The organism is Vibrio diabolicus, from assembly GCF_011801455.1.
Lineage (GTDB): Bacteria > Pseudomonadota > Gammaproteobacteria > Enterobacterales > Vibrionaceae > Vibrio > Vibrio diabolicus.
In genome coordinates this window covers 2,820,597-2,838,146 of record NZ_CP042451.1, presented here as the reverse complement: position 1 = coordinate 2,838,146, position 17,550 = coordinate 2,820,597, and the positions used below count along the sequence as shown (strand labels likewise).

General features: G+C 40.5%; 17 protein-coding genes and 1 tRNA gene. 10 read left to right on the top strand and 8 right to left on the bottom strand.

The genetic code is table 11. From position 1 onward, the window contains the following. Positions 1–410 precede the first annotated feature (410 nt). Together bla and FR741_RS13380 are read right to left on the bottom strand one after the other, a co-directional pair. Complete coding sequence (gene bla, locus FR741_RS13385) at positions 411–1,286, bottom strand: carbapenem-hydrolyzing class A beta-lactamase (protein ID WP_167426923.1); 876 nt, start codon at positions 1,284–1,286, stop codon at positions 411–413. A gap of 788 nt (positions 1,287–2,074) precedes the next feature. Beyond that, positions 2,075–2,833, bottom strand: a complete 759-nt coding sequence (locus FR741_RS13380) for a hypothetical protein (protein WP_167426922.1) — start codon at positions 2,831–2,833, stop codon at positions 2,075–2,077. Positions 2,834–3,640: 807 nt separating this feature from the next. On the opposite strand from FR741_RS13380, the gene FR741_RS13375 reads away from it, so the two are divergent. From FR741_RS13375 to FR741_RS13365, 3 genes are read left to right on the top strand one after another with little or no spacing between them, the layout of a single operon-like run. After that, positions 3,641–4,291: a winged helix-turn-helix domain-containing protein gene (locus tag FR741_RS13375; protein WP_167426921.1), complete on the top strand. Its 651-nt coding sequence runs from the start codon at positions 3,641–3,643 to the stop codon at positions 4,289–4,291. 28 nt (positions 4,292–4,319) lie between these two features. Continuing rightward, positions 4,320–4,715, top strand: a complete 396-nt coding sequence (locus tag FR741_RS13370) for a hypothetical protein (protein ID WP_167426920.1) — start codon at positions 4,320–4,322, stop codon at positions 4,713–4,715. Positions 4,716–4,720: 5 nt separating this feature from the next. Then, positions 4,721–5,158 (top strand): hypothetical protein, encoded by a 438-nt coding sequence (locus FR741_RS13365; protein WP_167426919.1) that lies wholly within the window; start codon positions 4,721–4,723, stop codon positions 5,156–5,158. Positions 5,159–5,376: 218 nt separating this feature from the next. Here FR741_RS13365 and FR741_RS13360 read toward each other — a convergent pair whose 3' ends face one another. Beyond that, the gene (locus FR741_RS13360; RefSeq protein ID WP_198912749.1) at positions 5,377–6,117 is read right to left on the bottom strand and encodes an AAA family ATPase; all 741 of its coding nucleotides are present in this window, start codon (positions 6,115–6,117) and stop codon (positions 5,377–5,379) included. 592 nt (positions 6,118–6,709) lie between these two features. On the opposite strand from FR741_RS13360, the gene FR741_RS13355 reads away from it, so the two are divergent. The 5 genes from FR741_RS13355 to FR741_RS23725 all read left to right on the top strand — a co-directional run bounded on the left by FR741_RS13355 (position 6,710) and on the right by FR741_RS23725 (position 10,257). Then, positions 6,710–7,000 (top strand): helix-turn-helix transcriptional regulator, encoded by a 291-nt coding sequence (locus FR741_RS13355; RefSeq protein ID WP_332871189.1) that lies wholly within the window; start codon positions 6,710–6,712, stop codon positions 6,998–7,000. Positions 7,001–7,178: 178 nt separating this feature from the next. Next, on the top strand, positions 7,179–7,949 hold the full coding sequence (locus tag FR741_RS13350; protein ID WP_167426918.1) for a hypothetical protein: 771 nt from the start codon (positions 7,179–7,181) through the stop codon (positions 7,947–7,949). 464 nt (positions 7,950–8,413) lie between these two features. Beyond that, positions 8,414–8,701 carry a hypothetical protein gene (locus FR741_RS13345; protein WP_167426917.1) on the top strand — a complete coding sequence of 96 codons (288 nt, stop codon included), beginning with the start codon at positions 8,414–8,416 and terminating at the stop codon, positions 8,699–8,701. A gap of 481 nt (positions 8,702–9,182) precedes the next feature. Beyond that, positions 9,183–10,058: a phage integrase N-terminal domain-containing protein gene (locus tag FR741_RS13340; protein WP_167426916.1), complete on the top strand. Its 876-nt coding sequence runs from the start codon at positions 9,183–9,185 to the stop codon at positions 10,056–10,058. A 67-nt stretch (positions 10,059–10,125) separates the two neighbouring features. After that, entirely contained in the window at positions 10,126–10,257 is a 132-nt protein-coding gene (locus tag FR741_RS23725; RefSeq protein ID WP_017634400.1) for a hypothetical protein, read from the top strand. Positions 10,258–10,482: 225 nt separating this feature from the next. Here FR741_RS23725 and FR741_RS13335 read toward each other — a convergent pair. From FR741_RS13335 to rpsU, 5 genes are all read right to left on the bottom strand, one after another. Beyond that, a tRNA-Ile gene (locus FR741_RS13335) sits at positions 10,483–10,558 on the bottom strand. Between the two features lie 155 nt (positions 10,559–10,713). After that, on the bottom strand, positions 10,714–12,576 hold the full coding sequence (rpoD, locus tag FR741_RS13330) for an RNA polymerase sigma factor RpoD (protein WP_005395986.1): 1,863 nt from the start codon (positions 12,574–12,576) through the stop codon (positions 10,714–10,716). 99 nt (positions 12,577–12,675) lie between these two features. Further along, entirely contained in the window at positions 12,676–14,442 is a 1,767-nt protein-coding gene (gene dnaG, locus FR741_RS13325) for a DNA primase (RefSeq protein ID WP_167426915.1), read from the bottom strand. Positions 14,443–14,591: 149 nt separating this feature from the next. Beyond that, positions 14,592–15,035 (bottom strand): GatB/YqeY domain-containing protein, encoded by a 444-nt coding sequence (locus FR741_RS13320; RefSeq protein ID WP_167426914.1) that lies wholly within the window; start codon positions 15,033–15,035, stop codon positions 14,592–14,594. Positions 15,036–15,062: 27 nt separating this feature from the next. Further along, the gene (gene rpsU, locus FR741_RS13315) at positions 15,063–15,278 is read right to left on the bottom strand and encodes a 30S ribosomal protein S21 (protein ID WP_001145625.1); all 216 of its coding nucleotides are present in this window, start codon (positions 15,276–15,278) and stop codon (positions 15,063–15,065) included. A 230-nt stretch (positions 15,279–15,508) separates the two neighbouring features. On the opposite strand from rpsU, the gene tsaD reads away from it, so the two are divergent. Beyond that, positions 15,509–16,525, top strand: coding sequence for a tRNA (adenosine(37)-N6)-threonylcarbamoyltransferase complex transferase subunit TsaD (gene tsaD, locus FR741_RS13310; protein WP_167427114.1), 1,017 nt, complete (start codon positions 15,509–15,511; stop codon positions 16,523–16,525). 175 nt (positions 16,526–16,700) lie between these two features. Then, positions 16,701–17,516 (top strand): alpha/beta fold hydrolase, encoded by an 816-nt coding sequence (locus tag FR741_RS13305; RefSeq protein ID WP_053808554.1) that lies wholly within the window; start codon positions 16,701–16,703, stop codon positions 17,514–17,516. Positions 17,517–17,550 lie beyond the last annotated feature (34 nt).

The window sequence follows — 17,550 nt, the reverse complement described above, 5'->3', positions numbered from 1 at the left end:
GCAGCAATGTATCGTATGAAATAGTTGGGTGGGAAGTTTGTCACGAAGTAAAAAGCTCAAGTTGCTAGATTTACTCTATGAGTTTAGCGCTGAATAAATTCATAGTGCTAGATATTCATAAAGGCTATAGTGTGGGTTTAGAACAAGCAAAATAGCAAGAATTTCATTACTCGACAAAACCAAGTCATACTAAATAGTAGCGGTCTATTGAGCACTCTGTTTATTTACGTTTGACTTCTTATAACCTATTCAATAAGTGAACTACGGTTGATTAGGGGAATGTTGCATTGTTTACAAAACTATAAAGGTTGTTCTATTTAGCTACTCAGAGAATACTGGACCAGTTTAGTTTCATCGGATTACGAAATCATTCCCCTAAATATCACATGGTTTCAAGTGGTTGTTTGCGTTTACTGACTAGCTATATACTGGAAAGTTTTGTCAGCGACCTCTGCTATTACTTTATCGTTATGTTTAGCTGTTGGATCAGTTTTATGAGTGTATATAGCCATAACTAACGGTGATGACTTTTCTCGCCAAATAACTGCAATGTCACTTGCAGCTCCATAGACACCACAAGACCCTGTTTTGTCACCGACTATCCAACTTTTATCTGCTGCGGCTCTTATTCTATTATCTCCAGTAGTGTTGCCTATTAGCCAATTATTAAACAACTCTCGGTTTGTATCATTTAAAACATCGCCGAATGATAAATTCCCGAGGCTGGTAGCCATAGATTTGGGTGTGGATGTGTCTCTTATATCTCCAGGAATCGCTGTATTAAGTTCTAGTTCCCAACGGTCTAAGCGAAAGTTGTTGTCTCCAATGCTTTGCATGAAGTTATTCATCCCTTTAGGGCCGCCTATGTAACTTTCTAATAGAATATTAGTCGCACCGTTATCACTATATTGAAGAGCTGCTTGTGCAAGTTTGCCTATCGTCATTCCATATTTCTGGTTTTCTTTAGTAATTGGAGACCAGTACTCTAGTTCACGATCGCTAAAATCAATTAAGGTATTTATATTTAAAAGATTTTCTTGAGACTTGGCTAGAATAGCAGCAGAAAGAAATGACTTAAATGAACTACATAACGGAAATCTCTCTTTATCTCTATAGCCAAAGGTAAAGTCTCCTTCTGTGTCATAAGCATAAACGCCGATACGACCTTTCCAGTCGTTTTCGATATTTTTAATAGTTTGTGTTAATTGTGCATCTGACTTCGCAGAGACTTCAAGCGATATTGATATAAGCGTAATTGCACAAAGTAATAGATTTGTTTTCATCATAAAATAAACGTATCATAGATTAAATTTAGTACTTAAGGTATCACCTCTGAGTTTTTGTTGTGAATTAAATAGATATAAAATAAAGTGATTTACTGATTTTATTTTTGATGCTTGATTTTGTGTGGTTTTTTCTGATTAGTTGTATCTATTTCCCATGCTTTTACTAAAAACGCGTGTTTCGGTGATTGAGTTCGCTCGTCCTCGCTGTTTTTCAAGCAAGTTGTAGGTTTTTTACAATTTAGTAACATGAACGATTACGTTGCACACTTTTCAGGAATCAAGTTCACCTCATCGGTATAACTCCAGTCTCTCGCCTGCCGAATCCATCTGCCTGGGTGAGGTCCATTGAGCACGTCGTTAGACTTGCATACGCTGTCGGAGAATTTCACTATCCTCGCAGCAATGCCTCTGCTGAGGTGTTACATACTTTGTGCCACTGTGTTTATGCTATCAACATAAGTACCAACCCAACACCGAGAGTCTTCAATAGTAGAAAACCCATCCATTGGACATCAAGGACAATACTTTATTGTTTTTGAGCAATGACTCAAAGTATGGGGTGTCATTGCTTACTCTTGGCGTAGAGTAAGAGCTTATGACCCCAAGATCATGCATCTTTGCAAGCATGGTGTAACTTCTCATAGGAGCACCGTTGTCATTGTGCAAAGTAATGTGTCCTGCGAACTTGCTCCGCCATGCTGTTCTTTGGAGTTACTCCGCTGCATATTCGCCTAGCTCCTGATCATACACTTCTGCATCTACTACTTTTCTACTGAAGATATTTATTATCAAATAGAGGTAATAGTGCCTTCCCCGTATTTTCGATGGCAGATAACTGATATCCCAGCTCCATACCTGATTTGGTCTGCAGGCTTTTTGAATCCTTGGTCAGCATGGCTTGTGATAGCTTTGTTACGAGTTCGCTTACCTAGATGGGTATTTGCTTTTAATGCACGATAAAATGCGGACTCTCGCCCAATGTAAATGTCTTCATCAGCCAACATTGGAACGATGATATTCAGCAGTAAATCGGTACACTCTGGCGTATTGCAGATATCTAATATCTGCAGCATTTCGGCTTCTGATAGCTTATTATGAGGCTCGTGCTGCCGATGATTCTGACGCATATCACTTGCGACTTTGGTAGAGTTCCGTGTCCTGCGCTGAAATGTTAGTATTGACAACCCTACGGTGGAAAAAGCCTTTGTTTTTGTTGCCACTTTATGCACAGCTTCATCACAAGTGTGACTATTTAAGCCGCTTTGAGATAGGAATCTGTATTCCTCGCAGGTCTCCCTGAGGGCATTGAACTTTTCCCGCAAAACCTGTAGCGCAGTCGTTTCAGCAAGTGCTTTCTCTTTACGTGCCAATTCCTTCTCCATCGCTTTTATCTTTCTGAGTTCCTTACGCAGTTGCTTATTTTCTTTGTGTGATATTGACGTCGCTGTTGCGCTCTGCGCCTTGATAGATAGTGCTCGCCAAGCTTTAACGTCATCTATAAATAACCCTTTAGACCTACAGTATTCAGCTAACTCGCGTTCAGACATAGTTACAGTTTCCAATCACTATGGAAAAATCTGCTCCGCTGAATAATCAGTAGTAGTATTTCCTAACGGCGGCTCTGTAAACAATAGGCCGCTTTCAACAAGTTCATTTCTCTACTTAGATATTACAGAAGGACTCACATCTAATTCTTTAGTAATTCTTAGATGAGACTAATTATATGGTGGTAACACCCAAGTTTGACCTTTTTGTTTTCAAGCCAATTGGAACTGGATTAGCCGGCATGGTTATCTCCTTAAAAATTTAGGCGACAACTATGCTGACACTGGGGGAAATGACTACTCGTAATGCTCTTGAATATGCATTAAGGTGCGGTTGAGAGGTTTGCTTTGTTTGGTTGGATGCATTCATGATCTATATTATGCTATCAAGCGTAAGCCTATAGTGTCAAAAGACAAACTTTAGGGCATAACTATTAGTCAGTCCTCGAGCTAACTACTATACTTGTGTGACTATTTGTTTTTATTTTCAATGCTTTAAAAACAAATTAGTAAGTGATTATGTTTTGATTAGTAGTCGTCATTATTACGATGATGCTAGGAAGCAAACCGAAATGACCTGTAAGCTTATGATATTTTTGGTTTATTTTTTTTTATTTAACTTTCTTTGTTGTGCGCTTGATGTGTTCCGTTATAGCGTTTTATCATTTTGCGCATACCTGTTGAGAGTTATGCAATTGATCTAAACGTAAAAAGGTATCAATTTCTATTCGAGACCCAACTATCGATGGATTTTAGCTTGCTGTAGCTGTGAATGACAGTTAAGACGAGATGGCATGAGAGTTATTGATTGTGAAAAAGTATATAAACAAAGAAACAAACTTGCTAACAGATGAGAATGAATTAGTTATTAAAAAACTAAGTCAGGCTGAGTCAAATCTTTTGCTAGAGTTTATGTCTCATAGAGGTAAGTGTTTATCTAGAACGCATCTGATTGGCGTTGCATGGCCTGACACTTTTGTCGTCGAAAATTCACTGAATATGGCGATTAGAAAACTAAGAGCTGTAGGAGTCAATATAGAAACAGTTCCTAGAAAAGGATACGCTCTTGTAGATGATAATATTAGACTTAAACATGAAATAAAGTCTACAGCTCCCACCAAGGAGAATCACTTAGCATCATCTTTAGATATTACTCTTCCCTCATCTGTTAGCACGCAAGGGGAAATACCATCAGAAAATACAAGTATAAGCTTTTGGGGGAAAGTTCAGTTAACTACTTTAATTATATATGTTTTTTTTCTAGTAGTGATAAATCTTATACTAGAAGGAGTTAAGCCAGATATAGATTGTTATAAATATAATGAGGTTAAAGTTTGTACTACTTACGAAGGGTTCAATATTAATGATGATGAAGTTCTAAAGCTAAGTCCTGGAGTGTATATATATGGGAAAAAGTATGATGATGGTGCGAAGTACCAATTTATTCCTGTTAAAGAATAAGGTTTTCCTAAGTTTTTTATGCTTTTTTATGACCTTATTTGTGTTCAGAGCGTTTATAAATGGCTTAGGATGTAGTTTTTCACTTGAAAGTGAATCTGTTAACTATTTTCGGAAAAGTCAATGTGAAATGGGGGTTCTAGTTATCGAAACGCAAGACAAGTTAAGTGGAGAAGTTAAGATTAAAAAAATGAGGTGGGGTTTTTGGGGGGGGAATAACTATACATGGAATATAAGCACAAGTATAATTGTTCCTGCTAATGTTGCTGAATTTAGCAAAACGGTACGTTATAGTGCATATAACTTAATTAGTGGCAAAGCGTACAAAATAAAAGATGAAGAAAAGATAGCTTGGATATATGAAGAGCCCTTTCAGGTTGTATATTTAACTAGCAATAAAGCAAAGCTCGCGTTTTATGAGAAATAGACAAGATGAACAAGTATTTGATTTTTTTAATATTGGCTTTCACTATATTTACGATTAAGCCGTTTATTAACGGTTTAGGATGCGATTTTAATTTTATAAATGAAAATAAAATAATTTATCATGAAATGACATGTAAGAGTGGCGTGTTGGTTTCTGATTTTTTTGAGAAAAATACAAATACAAGAACTCTAAGGAAGTCTATATATGGGTATTGGGATGGTTTTGCTTTCAACATCCCCGTTTATCAAAAAAAATACGTAGTTAAAAATTCTGGTAAGAGTGGTATAACTCCTATAACTAAGTATGAGATTTATTCTATTTGGTCGATTTATCCATATCAATCGTCTTATGATAAAAAAACATATACATTCCTTGATTCAAATTCCGGTATTTTACTTGATTCAAATTTTATATATGTCCCTAGTCACGGATTTATAGACTAGAATACTAAACGCCTACAAAATTAAATTATTATCAAATGTTGACAACTTCAGCATTTTATCTTTTGCTTTTACGCTTTGGGCTTATGATATTTTTTATAGTCTTTAGGTGAAAGATAAGCGCGTTGAGGCGTAATTAGACTTATTATACTCTCTATTGTAAATAATAGATTCTGTTAATAATTAGGACGATTATTTTGATTATATTTATTAGGTTTTAACTATTGTTTTCCAAGAATAATTTGATTTATTCTATACTGATGGTTATTAATAAAGTCCTTCATCACTCTGTATTGTTCTGTGTCCTCATACGAAATGTATGAAACCCCTGTTTCTGTAAGCTCTATAATTTTAGCGGATGGATAAGCTAGTAAGATTGGTGAGTGAGTAGCTATAATAAATTGAGATTGCTGCTGTGAAAGTTCATGTATAGCGGCTAAAGCGTTCAACTGATTTGTAGGAGATAAAGAACCCTCAGGTTCATCCAGAAAATATAAGCCGTTGCATTTCAATTTGTTTAATAGCAATGACATAAAAGACTCACCGTGAGACTGGTCGTGTAGTGACCGATTACCATACGCACCTAAATATCCTACTTCATCCATGTAAGTGGCAACATTATAAAAACTTTCGGCCCTAAAGAAGTAGCCATTTTCCGGTTTTTTGTAACTACGTACTGGCCGAATGAAATTAAATAGTTCGGAAGTAGTCTGAGCATTCTGTAAGCTAAAATTTCTTGTTCCTCCTTCTGGACTAAAGCCCAATGATAGGGCTATAGCTTCTAAAATTGTTGATTTTCCAACACCATTTTCACCAACCAAAAAAGTAACGTCTGAATGAAAATCAATGCTTTCTAAGTCTGCTACTGCAGGTATTGAAAATGGATAATCGCTCCAATTTATAGTCTCTGATTTTTTAAATTTTAGTGATCTTAGGTAAGGTTTTATATTAAAATTACTCACTCTTCAATATCCAGTAATTAAATGATTTCATTTTCCCAATAAGTTGTTAATTATAAACTATATGCTTCAGTTTGAATCTACATTAAGCTTCTTCACTATCCAGGTGTTTGTCTGAAGTCGGTAGTAAAGCAACTTCTCCAGCTTACAATGGTTCTACTGGAATTTATATGGTAATGGAAAAGGTTTAAACCCTATAAGATATAGTTATTTTAAAACGGTACAAATAACAGGATTGATTGTCAAGTACTTAAATTTTGGTATAGGAAGATATCATGAGCATAATTATAGAGCTCTATTTAGATGAATTTTTTAGACTGTTCTAATCCAGTCTCGGCGGTTGAGATGATAAATTTTAAGTGAGTGTTAAATTCACTTTCCTTTTGTGTTTACTTTCTGGACGAAAGACAACTAGTTAGGCATTGTCATTATCTTATAGTAGTAAATTGATAGAAATTGCGCTCGATAGGCGTTTTACTCCTAGGTAAGCCAAAGTTTTAATACTCTAATATGCAACATTATCTATTGATTTTAAGCTGGTGAGTAGAGGTAACTCTTGAGAGAGTTCAATTGTAGCTAATTTCTACCAAAAGATATCTTATTAATTCTAGTAATCGACTTCTTAAAACCGTTTTGCGCCTCTTTATTAAAGATAATAGTTCTGTCACAGAGTGAAATAAGGAGGATACTCATGGCAAGAGATAGAATCATGTCCTTAAAAGAGGTTTCAGAGTCACTGGGCCGCAGTCCAAGGACTATTTGGCGTTGGTGGGCGAAAGATAAGTGTTTTCCTAAGCCAATAAAGATAAATGGGCGTTGTTTAGGCTGGCGTGAGCGAGACTTTGTTGACTGGCTAGTAGAGCAAGAACAGACTTTTAAAGATTAAATTTATGTACGCGAGGCTATAGGCCTCGCTTTTTGTTCGCACTGCGAACGTTAATTCCACTTTCTGGGATAAATGCAGTAATCGTTAGCTTAAAAAAAATATTTATCTTTATCGGCTTTAACATTCTTTCTGACATTGAGGGGCAGTTCGCCTCTCACTCATCAAGAAGGAAGGAAATATGAATAGTACTAAGCGTAATTGGAGCAAGCAGTTTGATTCTGCATCAGTTAAATATTGTAACCAAACAAGTATAGCTATGTCTTGTCATGTTGACATGAGAAACGTGTTGTTTGGTTATTATGAGGAGTACTTATCTCCCATGACTCCGTTAAATCATGATAATGCTCTCTGTTCTGTGATAGAAGACATTGATTGTGTAATAGTGGATTACGGTAAGGACACAAAGCAGTTTTTGAATCTTAGTACCGCTTTAGATTGGGCTAAGTCAGTTATGGGGGTTAAAGTATTTAGATATGTGGACCTCTCATTGTTTGGTGGGCCTGGATTCTATCTAGATGATTACATGGATGCCTTAAGAGATAATGCTGATAACTTAATCGATTTTTTTGTTGATAGCTTTAATCGTTATGGTTGGAGCATATCCCCATTTCAACTTGCCCATGATGTAGAGATTACGTCTGAATTTAGTAAACCGGAGCTTGTTGAGGCGGTATTTAACTTTGCTAGGAATATCCATTGTTTTAGCGCAGTAGGGCCAGAACGCTCACCTTGGTTTATGAGCCAACCTACAAATGAAGGCTCTTACTACGTTTGTAGATTTAATGGAAAAGTTGAGCTTGTTGACCTTAAACTGGTTCATAGTGTAGATGGAAGAAGCAGTAAATTGATGATCTTTGGCTTAAACCAAGAGCCTGTGCCTTTAGATGAAGCGTCAGCTGGCGATTGGTTATGGTCTTTCTCTTATCACCAAACAAATACACTTGACTGAAGCATATAATTAGAATGAAGTGACTTAATGTACAGTAAATGTTGAGTCACTTTTCCCCAGCTACCAATCTGAATTATCTCTATGGCGTTTTTCTGTAATCCTATTCCTCAACTTACCCTCTAAATTCCGCTCGAATTCACACCCGATGTCATCAAAGTAGGTGTTGTCTGAAATACCATCATCATAGCTAATATGTTCGCGATCGATGTTTGAGCTTTTACTTGAAGCTTCCAAAACACAAACAGTAACTTTAAGCAATGAAATGAAAATGCTCCCAAAGATTGAGATGAGCGTAGGGCTTTTTTTATATTCCATATTCAATCTGCCAGATTTATGCATTTGTCACGTAATAGGTTACGCTTTCTACTTAAGATTAGCAGAGGAGTGAAATGTTCGCAGTGCGAACAAAACAACGTAAAGGTGTATGTATGGTGCAGATGGACGAATTTATTTGGAAGCGCTACATGGAAGATATAGAAGGTATGTTTAGAGATTCTATTACAAGTTTGGATTTACAGCATCGCGCCGTCATGGCTAAAGCAATTACGGCCATGTTAATCCAAGAGCCACCATTTAAGCTTACAGATGAAAATATAATCAATTACTTGAAATCTCCAGATGACATCAAACGTCAGATATTCGTTCAGTATGGTTACTTTGATCCACGCCTTGAATCGTCTTTGCAAGAAGCTGTCCTATGTATTGATAATATCAAAGAACCACTGCTCAACAGCATAAAGAACGCACGTTGAAGCCCTCCTGTCACTAGCTGTGAAATAGGTAGTGACAGGAGGCATACCGCGAGCGCATCACCTTATTTTTCTATATTTCCGTTATTTCTTTTAAGCGGGGTCACTTGGTGACAGCCAAGTGACGGCTTGGTAGCCTCATCACGTAAATAAAAAAGTAGCCGTCGCTATAAAGACTCTTCATAAATCATAAATGTTCAATAGGAGAAAGAAACGTAACCAGCATTGTGACGTCACAATGCTCTTCTCGTAGATGCTCACGCTTCTTCAAGTAGATCATGTACGACATTCGTAACTATCGATACACAAACCATCACTCTTGCCCTAATCGCCTCTGAGGCATTCATCTTACTAACCATAAGTTTGAATTGGGCTTATCACTAACCATCAGGTTCACGTGGTTTGATTACGTTTCTCCATCATTTTCTCAAGTAGATAGAGCCATATGAGCTATATGGCTCTTATTTGTTTAGGAGTAAGAGTCATGAGCAAACCAAACTTACGACACGGCCTAGTTTTGTTAATGAAGCACAACATTGATGGGAGTTATGCATCTCAAGCTGCACGTAAAAACATCCTCATCCAAATCGAAAAACAATTAAAGAGAGGAGGGTACAGGCACTTAACTCCACATACACTTAAGTTAAAGCACGTAAAATTTTTGGTTGAGCATTGGCAAAGTCAAGGCTTAAGCGTTGGAACTATAAAAAACCGAATGGCACATATTCGTTGGGTATTCGAAAAGACTGGACGTGAGCATTTGTTACCCAAGTCCAATGAAGAGTTGGGGATAGGAAAGAGAGTTTTCAGTGACAATAGTACCAACAAGGCGAAAGAGCTTGATGAAGTAAAGTTTAATGCAATCTCAGACCCATATATAAAAATAGCGTTAGAGCTACAATCTGCATTCGGTCTGAGGCGGGAAGAAGCTTTGAAGTTTAACCCCAGTATAGCGATTAAAGCAGATAGAATTCATTTAATGGGCTCTTGGACTAAAGGTGGCAAGGCGCGAGAGGTACCAATCAGAAACGAATATCAAAAGCAGGTGTTAGAACGAGCTATAGCTATTGCCTCAAGAGGCTCTCTGATTCCCGCAAGCAAAAAGTACATTCAACAGCTAAAGCACTACGAAAATACTTGTAGGAAGGTTGGGTTATGCAAGAACCATGGTCTACGCCATCAATATGCTCAACAGCGATACATAGAACTGACAGGAATGAATGCACCTAAAGCGGGTGGTTTAACTAGCAGAGAACTGAGTAGAGAACAAAAAAGTGCAGATAAAGAAGCTCGCCTTATTATTAGTAGAGAGTTAGGGCATGAGCGAGAAGAGATTACAGTTATCTATCTTGGCCGGTAAGCACATTATCAAGTTTTGTATTTTTAGGTTAAAATATAACCACAAGAACATTAGGGCGGGTTTCAATATGTTAGTACAACTTTTGGATGTAACGGGTATGACTTTAGCTCAACTTTTATTTTTAGCTCTAGTTACCGTTGGTACAATCGGTTTGCCTTTGTTAGCTATTTGGTATGATCGTAAACACGGAATTGAGTAAAATAGGCAGATAATAAAAAAGCGCCCCCTTTTCACATAAGGGGGCGCTTTTTTATTATCTTATCGAATTTTCTGTTCTGCTCGTGATGGAAAAATGTTGGCAAGCTCAGCAAAGCGTCCAAAATTGTGAGCTAAGCAACTTCCTAACTACACCCACAACTACACCCAAAATCACTAGGTACAAAAAAAGCGTAGCAGGTACTAACCTGCTACGCCTTCTAGAATATGGTGGCCCCTCGCAGACTTGAACTGCGGACCAATCGATTATGAGTCGACTGCTCTAACCACTGAGCTAAGGGGCCTTAATAGGACAACGATTATAGGGGAAGCGTTGCAAGGTGTCTAGATACCAACTAGGGCAATTGCGCTTAGTTTTTATCCACTTAGCACAGTAGATAATAAAAAAGGTGACCTAAAGTCACCTTTTTTGATTTCTAAAAGCTTGCATGCGCTGCGATTATTCGTCTAGGAAGCTGCGCAGAGTCTCTGAGCGGCTTGGGTGACGAAGTTTACGTAGTGCTTTTGCTTCGATCTGACGGATACGTTCACGAGTAACGTCGAACTGCTTACCAACTTCTTCTAGAGTATGGTCAGTGTTCATGTCGATACCAAAGCGCATACGAAGTACTTTCGCTTCACGTGGCGTTAGACCTGCAAGCACGTCTTTTGTTGCCACTTTAAGGCTAGTTGCAGTTGCAGAATCTAGCGGCAGTTCTAGCGTTGTATCTTCGATAAAATCACCTAGATGCGAATCTTCGTCGTCACCGATTGGTGTCTCCATTGAGATAGGCTCTTTAGCGATTTTCAGAACTTTGCGAATCTTGTCTTCTGGCATCTGCATGCGCTCAGCCAGTTCTTCCGGTAGTGGCTCACGACCCATCTCTTGCAGCATTTGACGAGAGATACGGTTTAGCTTGTTGATCGTTTCGATCATGTGTACCGGGATACGAATCGTACGTGCTTGGTCCGCGATTGAACGAGTGATTGCCTGACGGATCCACCACGTTGCGTAAGTCGAGAACTTGTAACCACGACGGTATTCGAACTTATCTACCGCTTTCATCAGACCGATGTTACCTTCCTGGATAAGATCCAAGAACTGTAGGCCACGGTTGGTGTATTTCTTCGCGATAGAAATTACAAGACGCAAGTTCGCTTCAACCATCTCTTTCTTCGCACGGCGAGCTTTTGCTTCACCGATAGACATACGACGGCTGATGTCTTTAATGTTCTGTACGTTTAGAGAAGTCTCTTCTTCAATCATTTTTAGCTTAGCGATTGAACGACGGATTTCTTCTTCGTTACGTTTGATCTTTTCAGCGTATGGCTTGTCTGAAGCAAGAACTTCATCCAACCAAGCTTCACTTGATTCATTACCAGTGAACAGCGCGATGAATGATTTCTTCGGCATTTTGCCGTATTCAACCACAGACTTCATGATCAGGCGTTCTTGAGTACGAACGCGATCCATAGCAGTACGCAGTTCATTCACTAGGTGATCAAACTGTTTAGGCGTTAGACGAAACTCGCGGAATACGTCTAGCATCATTTCATTAGCAACGGTTGCTTTCGGGCTGTTATAGCCGTACTCGTTGATTGCTAATTGAAGATTTTGATAGGTGCTGCGTAGTTGGTTGAATTTCTCTAGCGCTAATTCTGGATCGATACCTACATCTTCTTCAGAATCATCTGAATCGTCATCGCTATCTTCGTCGTCATCAACGTCTTCATCGTCTTCTTCTTCTAACTGAGATTCAGTCAGTTCAGAACCGATGTGTGTTGCCGTTGGTGCAGCGGTGTCGTCAGCATCTGGGTCTACAAAACCTGAAATAAGGTCAGTAAGACGCAGTTCTTCAGCTTGAACTTTGTCAAATTGCTCAAGAATGTACGGAATCGTACCTGGGTATTCAGCAACAGACGATTGAACTTGGTTAATACCTTCTTCAATACGTTTTGCGATGTCGATTTCGCCTTCGCGAGTTAGAAGTTCGACAGTACCCATTTCACGCATGTACATACGTACAGGGTCTGTGGTACGACCAATCTCACTCTCTACGCTAGACAGTGCAGCGGCTGCAGCTTCGGCTGCATCTTCATCGGTAATATTTGTGTCATCGTTCAGTGCTAAATCATCAGCATCAGGAGCAGTTTCTACTACCTTAATGCCCATGTCGTTGATCATCTGAATGATGTCTTCTACCTGTTCTGAATCTACGATTTCAGCAGGTAGGTGGTCATTTACTTCGGCGTAGGTCAGATAGCCTTGTTCCTTGCCTTTAATAACAAGTGACTTTAGCTGTGACTGCGGATTGTGATCCATAGACGGTATCCAACTTCGTAATCTGGTGAAGGAATCAGTATGCGAAATGCAAACCACTTACTATAACAAATTAAATCGTTGCTGACTAATTAAACAGGGTTACGCTTTTAAATCTAGCATAAGTGCTAGCAGCTCCCTTTTCTCTTCGGCTGATAAACCGACACTTCTTGCTTTGGCCTGCAGGTTTTCAATTTGTTTTTCTACGCACTGGGCAATAATTTTATCCAGTGAGTCTAAAAATATTTCTTCTTGGTTGTCCTCATCGAGTGGAATGTCCCAACTCGCGAGACGAGACAGAAGGGTCTCATTTTGGCTGTTTCGCCAATGCTCTAATAATTGGCCTGTGTTGATATGGGGATGCGCTTGGCATTTATCAAGTACATCAACAAATAAACTTAGACCAGGAATGGGTAAATCTCTAACGCTAGTTAGATCTGGCACCATAGTTACGTATTGTGGGTTTTGAATCAGTAACGCGATCACTTCTCGCATCGGCGTTCGCTTGATTTCTTTATGAGGTTGAGGCCTTTTATCCTCTTTACCTTGTTTTGAAATTAGCTGCTGTAGTTGGCGTTCATCAACCAAACCCAAACGGCGGCCAAGCAGTTCTCTCAAGTATAGTCTTAAAGTGCCGCCAGGGACTTTGTCGATGAGAGGAACAGCAAGGGTACTGAGTTTTGCCATGCCTTCTTTCGTGCTCATATCGACTTGCTGAGTCAATGAGCTGAACATGAATTCAGACAAAGGCATCGCATTAGACACTTGTTGTTCAAATGCTTGTTTTCCGTTTTGTCGGATATAAGAGTCGGGATCTTCTCCATCCGGCAAAAACATGAATTTTAACTGGCGACCATCAGTTAGGTAAGGCAATGCATTTTCCATGGCACGCCACGCTGCTTCACGGCCTGCTCGGTCACCGTCGTAACAACATACGACGGTGCTTGTTTGCCTGAATAACACTTGCAAGTGATCGCCCGTTGTAGAGGTACCCAATGAGGCAACGGAATAATCTACGCCATATTGAGCAAGCGCGACAACATCCATATAGCCTTCAACCACTAAAATTTGTGGTGGCTCACGGTACGCTTGTAGTACTTCATAAAGGCCATACAATTCTTTACCTTTATGAAATATCGGGGTTTCGGGTGAGTTGAGATATTTCGGTGTCCCATCACCTAATACTCGACCACCAAAGCCTATTACTCGGCCGCGTCTGTCTCGAATAGGAAACATCACTCGACCACGGAATCGGTCGTAGCGGTTGCCTTTGTCGTTTTCGATCAAAATGCCGCCTGTGACGAGCATGTCTTGGTTTTCTTTATTCTGGCCAAAGTTCTTACGAACTAAATCCCATTCATCAGCCACATAGCCGATGCCAAACTTCTGGACGATTTCACCAGACAGGCCGCGATCTTTTAGATACTCAATCGCCACTTTACTTGCTGGCTGCTTGAGTTGGTTACGATAAAATTGAGCAATGCTGCCCATTAAGTCGTATAGATTACGTTTTTCACTGCTGCTTGCTTGTGGGCCTGACTGGAACGAACCATTACCGCCGCTACGTTGTTCGCGAGGAACATCTAAGCCCAAGTATGAAGCGAGTTCTTCAATGGCTTCGACGAATTCTAGCCGGTCGAATTCCATCAAAAAGTCGATGGCATTTCCGTGCGCACCACAACCAAAACAATGGTAGAACTGCTTTTCTTGACTGACGCTGAATGACGGCGTCTTTTCGTTGTGGAACGGGCAGCATGCGCCGTAGTTTTTGCCTTTTTTCTTAAGTTTCACACGTGCGTCGATGATATCGACAATATCAAGTCGAGCTAGAAGGTCATCGATAAAACTGCGAGGGATGTGTCCAGCCATAAAACCTAACAAAAAAAGAAGATGATGAGTGGAGTGAATGCTTTAAAAGAATAAGCGTGTTGCTCACTTATTTCATTCCATTCATCCAGATACAAACAAGCCGTGCGTTCCAAAGGATAGCACGGCTTGCTGCAATTGGGTGGGGTATCTTAAGCCAGTTTAGCGCGAACTAAACCGCTTACTTTACCCATATCTGCGCGCCCTTGAATTTGCGGTTTCAGAACGCCCATTACTTTGCCCATGTCTTGCATGCCAGCTGCGCCAGATTCAGCAATCGCGTTCTCGATAAGAGCCGCTACTTCTTCGTCTGCCAGTGGTTGAGGCATAAAGTCCTCAAGAACGGTAATTTCTGCTTGTTCCGCATCAGCAAGATCTTGACGACCCGCTGCTTCATACTGCGCTACAGAGTCGCGACGTTGTTTAACCATTTTGGTCAATACTGCAAGAATGTCGTCATCGTTCAGAGTAATCTGCTCGTCAACTTCACGTTGCTTGATTGCTGATAGGGCTAAACGAATAGTACCAAGGCGCAATTTGTCCTTGGCTTTCATCGCTAATTTTTGCTCTTCTTTGAGTTGATCAATCAGAGCCATAACTAAATTCCTTTTGGAGCTCAGTTATTAGTACAGGCGAACGCGACGAGCGTTTTCGCGAGCTAGCTTCTTAGCGTGACGCTTTTGAGCTGCTGCTTTAGCGCGTTTGCGAACTGTAGTTGGTTTTTCGTAGTGCTCACGACGACGCACTTCAGAAAGGATACCTGCTTTTTCGCAAGAGCGCTTGAAACGACGTAGAGCAACGTCGAACGGTTCGTTTTCACGTACTTTAACTACTGGCATATGCCTTTCACCTCAGGGGTTATTCGTTAACGCTGGTATTCAACAGACCAAATCACAATTGTTTGGTCTCTTACCAGCTTGATCAAAAATGGTGCGGAATTTTAATCCGATCACAACTACTTTGTAAAGCCTTTTGTCGATTATTGTCTGTACAAAATTTGTTTGCAGCACCAAGGCGAGGTAATATGACGCCCAAATTTCCTCTATACAGAAAGCATACTGAGAAAACCATGCGCATTATCGGTATTGAAACCTCTTGTGACGAGACTGGCATCGCGATTTATGACGATGAAAAAGGTCTGCTGTCACACAAGCTTTACAGCCAAGTAAAACTGCACGCAGATTACGGTGGTGTGGTGCCTGAGTTGGCTTCACGTGACCATGTAAAGAAAACCATTCCTCTTATTAAAGAGGCACTAAAAGAAGCGAACTTAACTTCGAAAGACATTGATGGTGTCGCGTACACCGCGGGGCCGGGTCTCGTTGGTGCACTATTAGTGGGCGCTACTATTGGTCGCAGTATTGCTTATGCTTGGGGAGTGCCTGCTGTACCTGTTCATCATATGGAAGGTCACCTGTTGGCTCCAATGCTGGAAGATAACCCACCACAATTCCCGTTTGTGGCAGTGTTGGTGTCGGGTGGTCACTCGATGATGGTCGAAGTGAGAGGCATCGGTGAGTACAAAATTCTGGGTGAGTCGATTGATGATGCGGCGGGCGAAGCGTTTGATAAAACAGCGAAGCTAATGGGGTTGGATTACCCAGGCGGCCCGCTGTTGTCTAAACTGGCAGAAAAAGGCACGCCGGGTCGCTTTAAGTTCCCGCGCCCAATGACTGATCGCCCTGGCTTGGATATGAGTTTCTCTGGCCTGAAAACCTTTACAGCAAATACGATTGCTGCGAATGGCGATGACGAGCAAACTCGCGCAGACATCGCACTGGCATTTGAAGAAGCCGTGTGTGCAACATTGGCGATTAAATGTAAACGCGCGCTTGAGCAAACAGGCATGAAGCGTATTGTTATTGCTGGTGGTGTGAGTGCTAACCGTCGTTTACGTGCAGAGTTAGAGAAGCTAGCGAAGAAAGTTGGCGGCGAGGTTTACTACCCACGAACTGAGTTCTGTACGGATAATGGTGCGATGATCGCTTACGCTGGTATGCAGCGTTTGAAGAATGGCGAAGTGGCCGATATGTCGGTAGAGGCTCGCCCACGTTGGCCGATTGACCAACTTACGCCAGTTGCTTAATCAAACTTATGCGGTAGGTTTGAAATAGATTCACAACGATAAAGGTCTCTGCTCATCAGAGGCCTTTATTTTTAGCTATTCAATGAAAAGCTTCGTTTACATTCTGACTGATGCGAGCAGTTCGGTATCGCTTCAGTGATAGGATAGTGCGGAAGAATAAGAAATGGATATAACAATGAATAAGTTTGAAATTGAAGGTCAGCAACTTGCTTACCTTGATAAAGGTGATGGTCCAGTATTACTGTTTGGTCACAGTTATTTGTGGGATAGCCAAATGTGGGCGCCACAAATTGAAGTTTTAAGCCAGTCATATCGTTGTATTGTGCCAGATTTGTGGGCACATGGTGAGTCAGAAGCGGCCCCTACATCGACAGAGTCATTAGTTGATTATGCACAACATATGTTGGCGTTGATGGATCATTTGGATATTGAAGAGTTTTCTGTGGTGGGCTTATCTGTTGGCGGCATGTGGGGAGCGGAACTGACGGCTCAAGCACCGCAACGTGTGAAATCACTGGTATTGATGGATACCTTCATTGGCTGGGAGCCAGAAGTTACGTATAAGAAGTATTTTGCAATGCTGGATACTATCAGCCAAGTTCAAGCAGTGCCTGCGCCAATTATTGAAGCCGTTGTGCCGCTGTTCTTTGCCAACAACGTCAATCAGGATAACCCTAAACTTGTCGCTTCATTCAAACGCAGTTTAGAAGACCTGAATGGTGAGCGTGCAGTGGAAGTAGCTCGCATAGGGCGCATGGTGTTTGGTCGCCGTGATGTGATTGAAGATTCGGAAAAATTCGCTCTGCCGACGTTAATTGCGGTGGGCTGTGAAGATAAGCCTCGCCCGGTTTTCGAATCGTATTTAATGAAAGACTGTATCACGGGCAGTGAGTTGGTAGAAATTCCGCAAGCGGGACACATCAGTTGTTTAGAACAGCCGGAATTCGTCAACCAAATGTTGTTGAACTTCCTGAATCGAGTTCATGCATAACCAATGAATGCATCGCTCTCTAAACAAAACTCGG

What these genes read in the sequence shown, in the direction of transcription:
- bla (WP_167426923.1), bottom strand. Translation starts at nt 1,286, where the DNA reads ATGATGAAAACAAATCTATTACTTTGTGCAATTACGCTTATATCAATA.
- FR741_RS13380 (WP_167426922.1), bottom strand. Translation starts at nt 2,833, where the DNA reads ATGTCTGAACGCGAGTTAGCTGAATACTGTAGGTCTAAAGGGTTATTT.
- FR741_RS13370 (WP_167426920.1), top strand. Translation starts at nt 4,320, where the DNA reads ATGACCTTATTTGTGTTCAGAGCGTTTATAAATGGCTTAGGATGTAGT.
- FR741_RS13365 (WP_167426919.1), top strand. Translation starts at nt 4,721, where the DNA reads ATGAACAAGTATTTGATTTTTTTAATATTGGCTTTCACTATATTTACG.
- FR741_RS13350 (WP_167426918.1), top strand. Translation starts at nt 7,179, where the DNA reads ATGAATAGTACTAAGCGTAATTGGAGCAAGCAGTTTGATTCTGCATCA.
- FR741_RS13345 (WP_167426917.1), top strand. Translation starts at nt 8,414, where the DNA reads ATGGAAGATATAGAAGGTATGTTTAGAGATTCTATTACAAGTTTGGAT.
- FR741_RS13340 (WP_167426916.1), top strand. Translation starts at nt 9,183, where the DNA reads ATGAGCAAACCAAACTTACGACACGGCCTAGTTTTGTTAATGAAGCAC.
- FR741_RS23725 (WP_017634400.1), top strand. Translation starts at nt 10,126, where the DNA reads ATGTTAGTACAACTTTTGGATGTAACGGGTATGACTTTAGCTCAACTT.
- rpoD (WP_005395986.1), bottom strand. Translation starts at nt 12,576, where the DNA reads ATGGATCACAATCCGCAGTCACAGCTAAAGTCACTTGTTATTAAAGGC.
- dnaG (WP_167426915.1), bottom strand. Translation starts at nt 14,442, where the DNA reads ATGGCTGGACACATCCCTCGCAGTTTTATCGATGACCTTCTAGCTCGA.
- FR741_RS13320 (WP_167426914.1), bottom strand. Translation starts at nt 15,035, where the DNA reads ATGGCTCTGATTGATCAACTCAAAGAAGAGCAAAAATTAGCGATGAAA.
- rpsU (WP_001145625.1), bottom strand. Translation starts at nt 15,278, where the DNA reads ATGCCAGTAGTTAAAGTACGTGAAAACGAACCGTTCGACGTTGCTCTA.
- tsaD (WP_167427114.1), top strand. Translation starts at nt 15,509, where the DNA reads ATGCGCATTATCGGTATTGAAACCTCTTGTGACGAGACTGGCATCGCG.
- FR741_RS13305 (WP_053808554.1), top strand. Translation starts at nt 16,701, where the DNA reads ATGAATAAGTTTGAAATTGAAGGTCAGCAACTTGCTTACCTTGATAAA.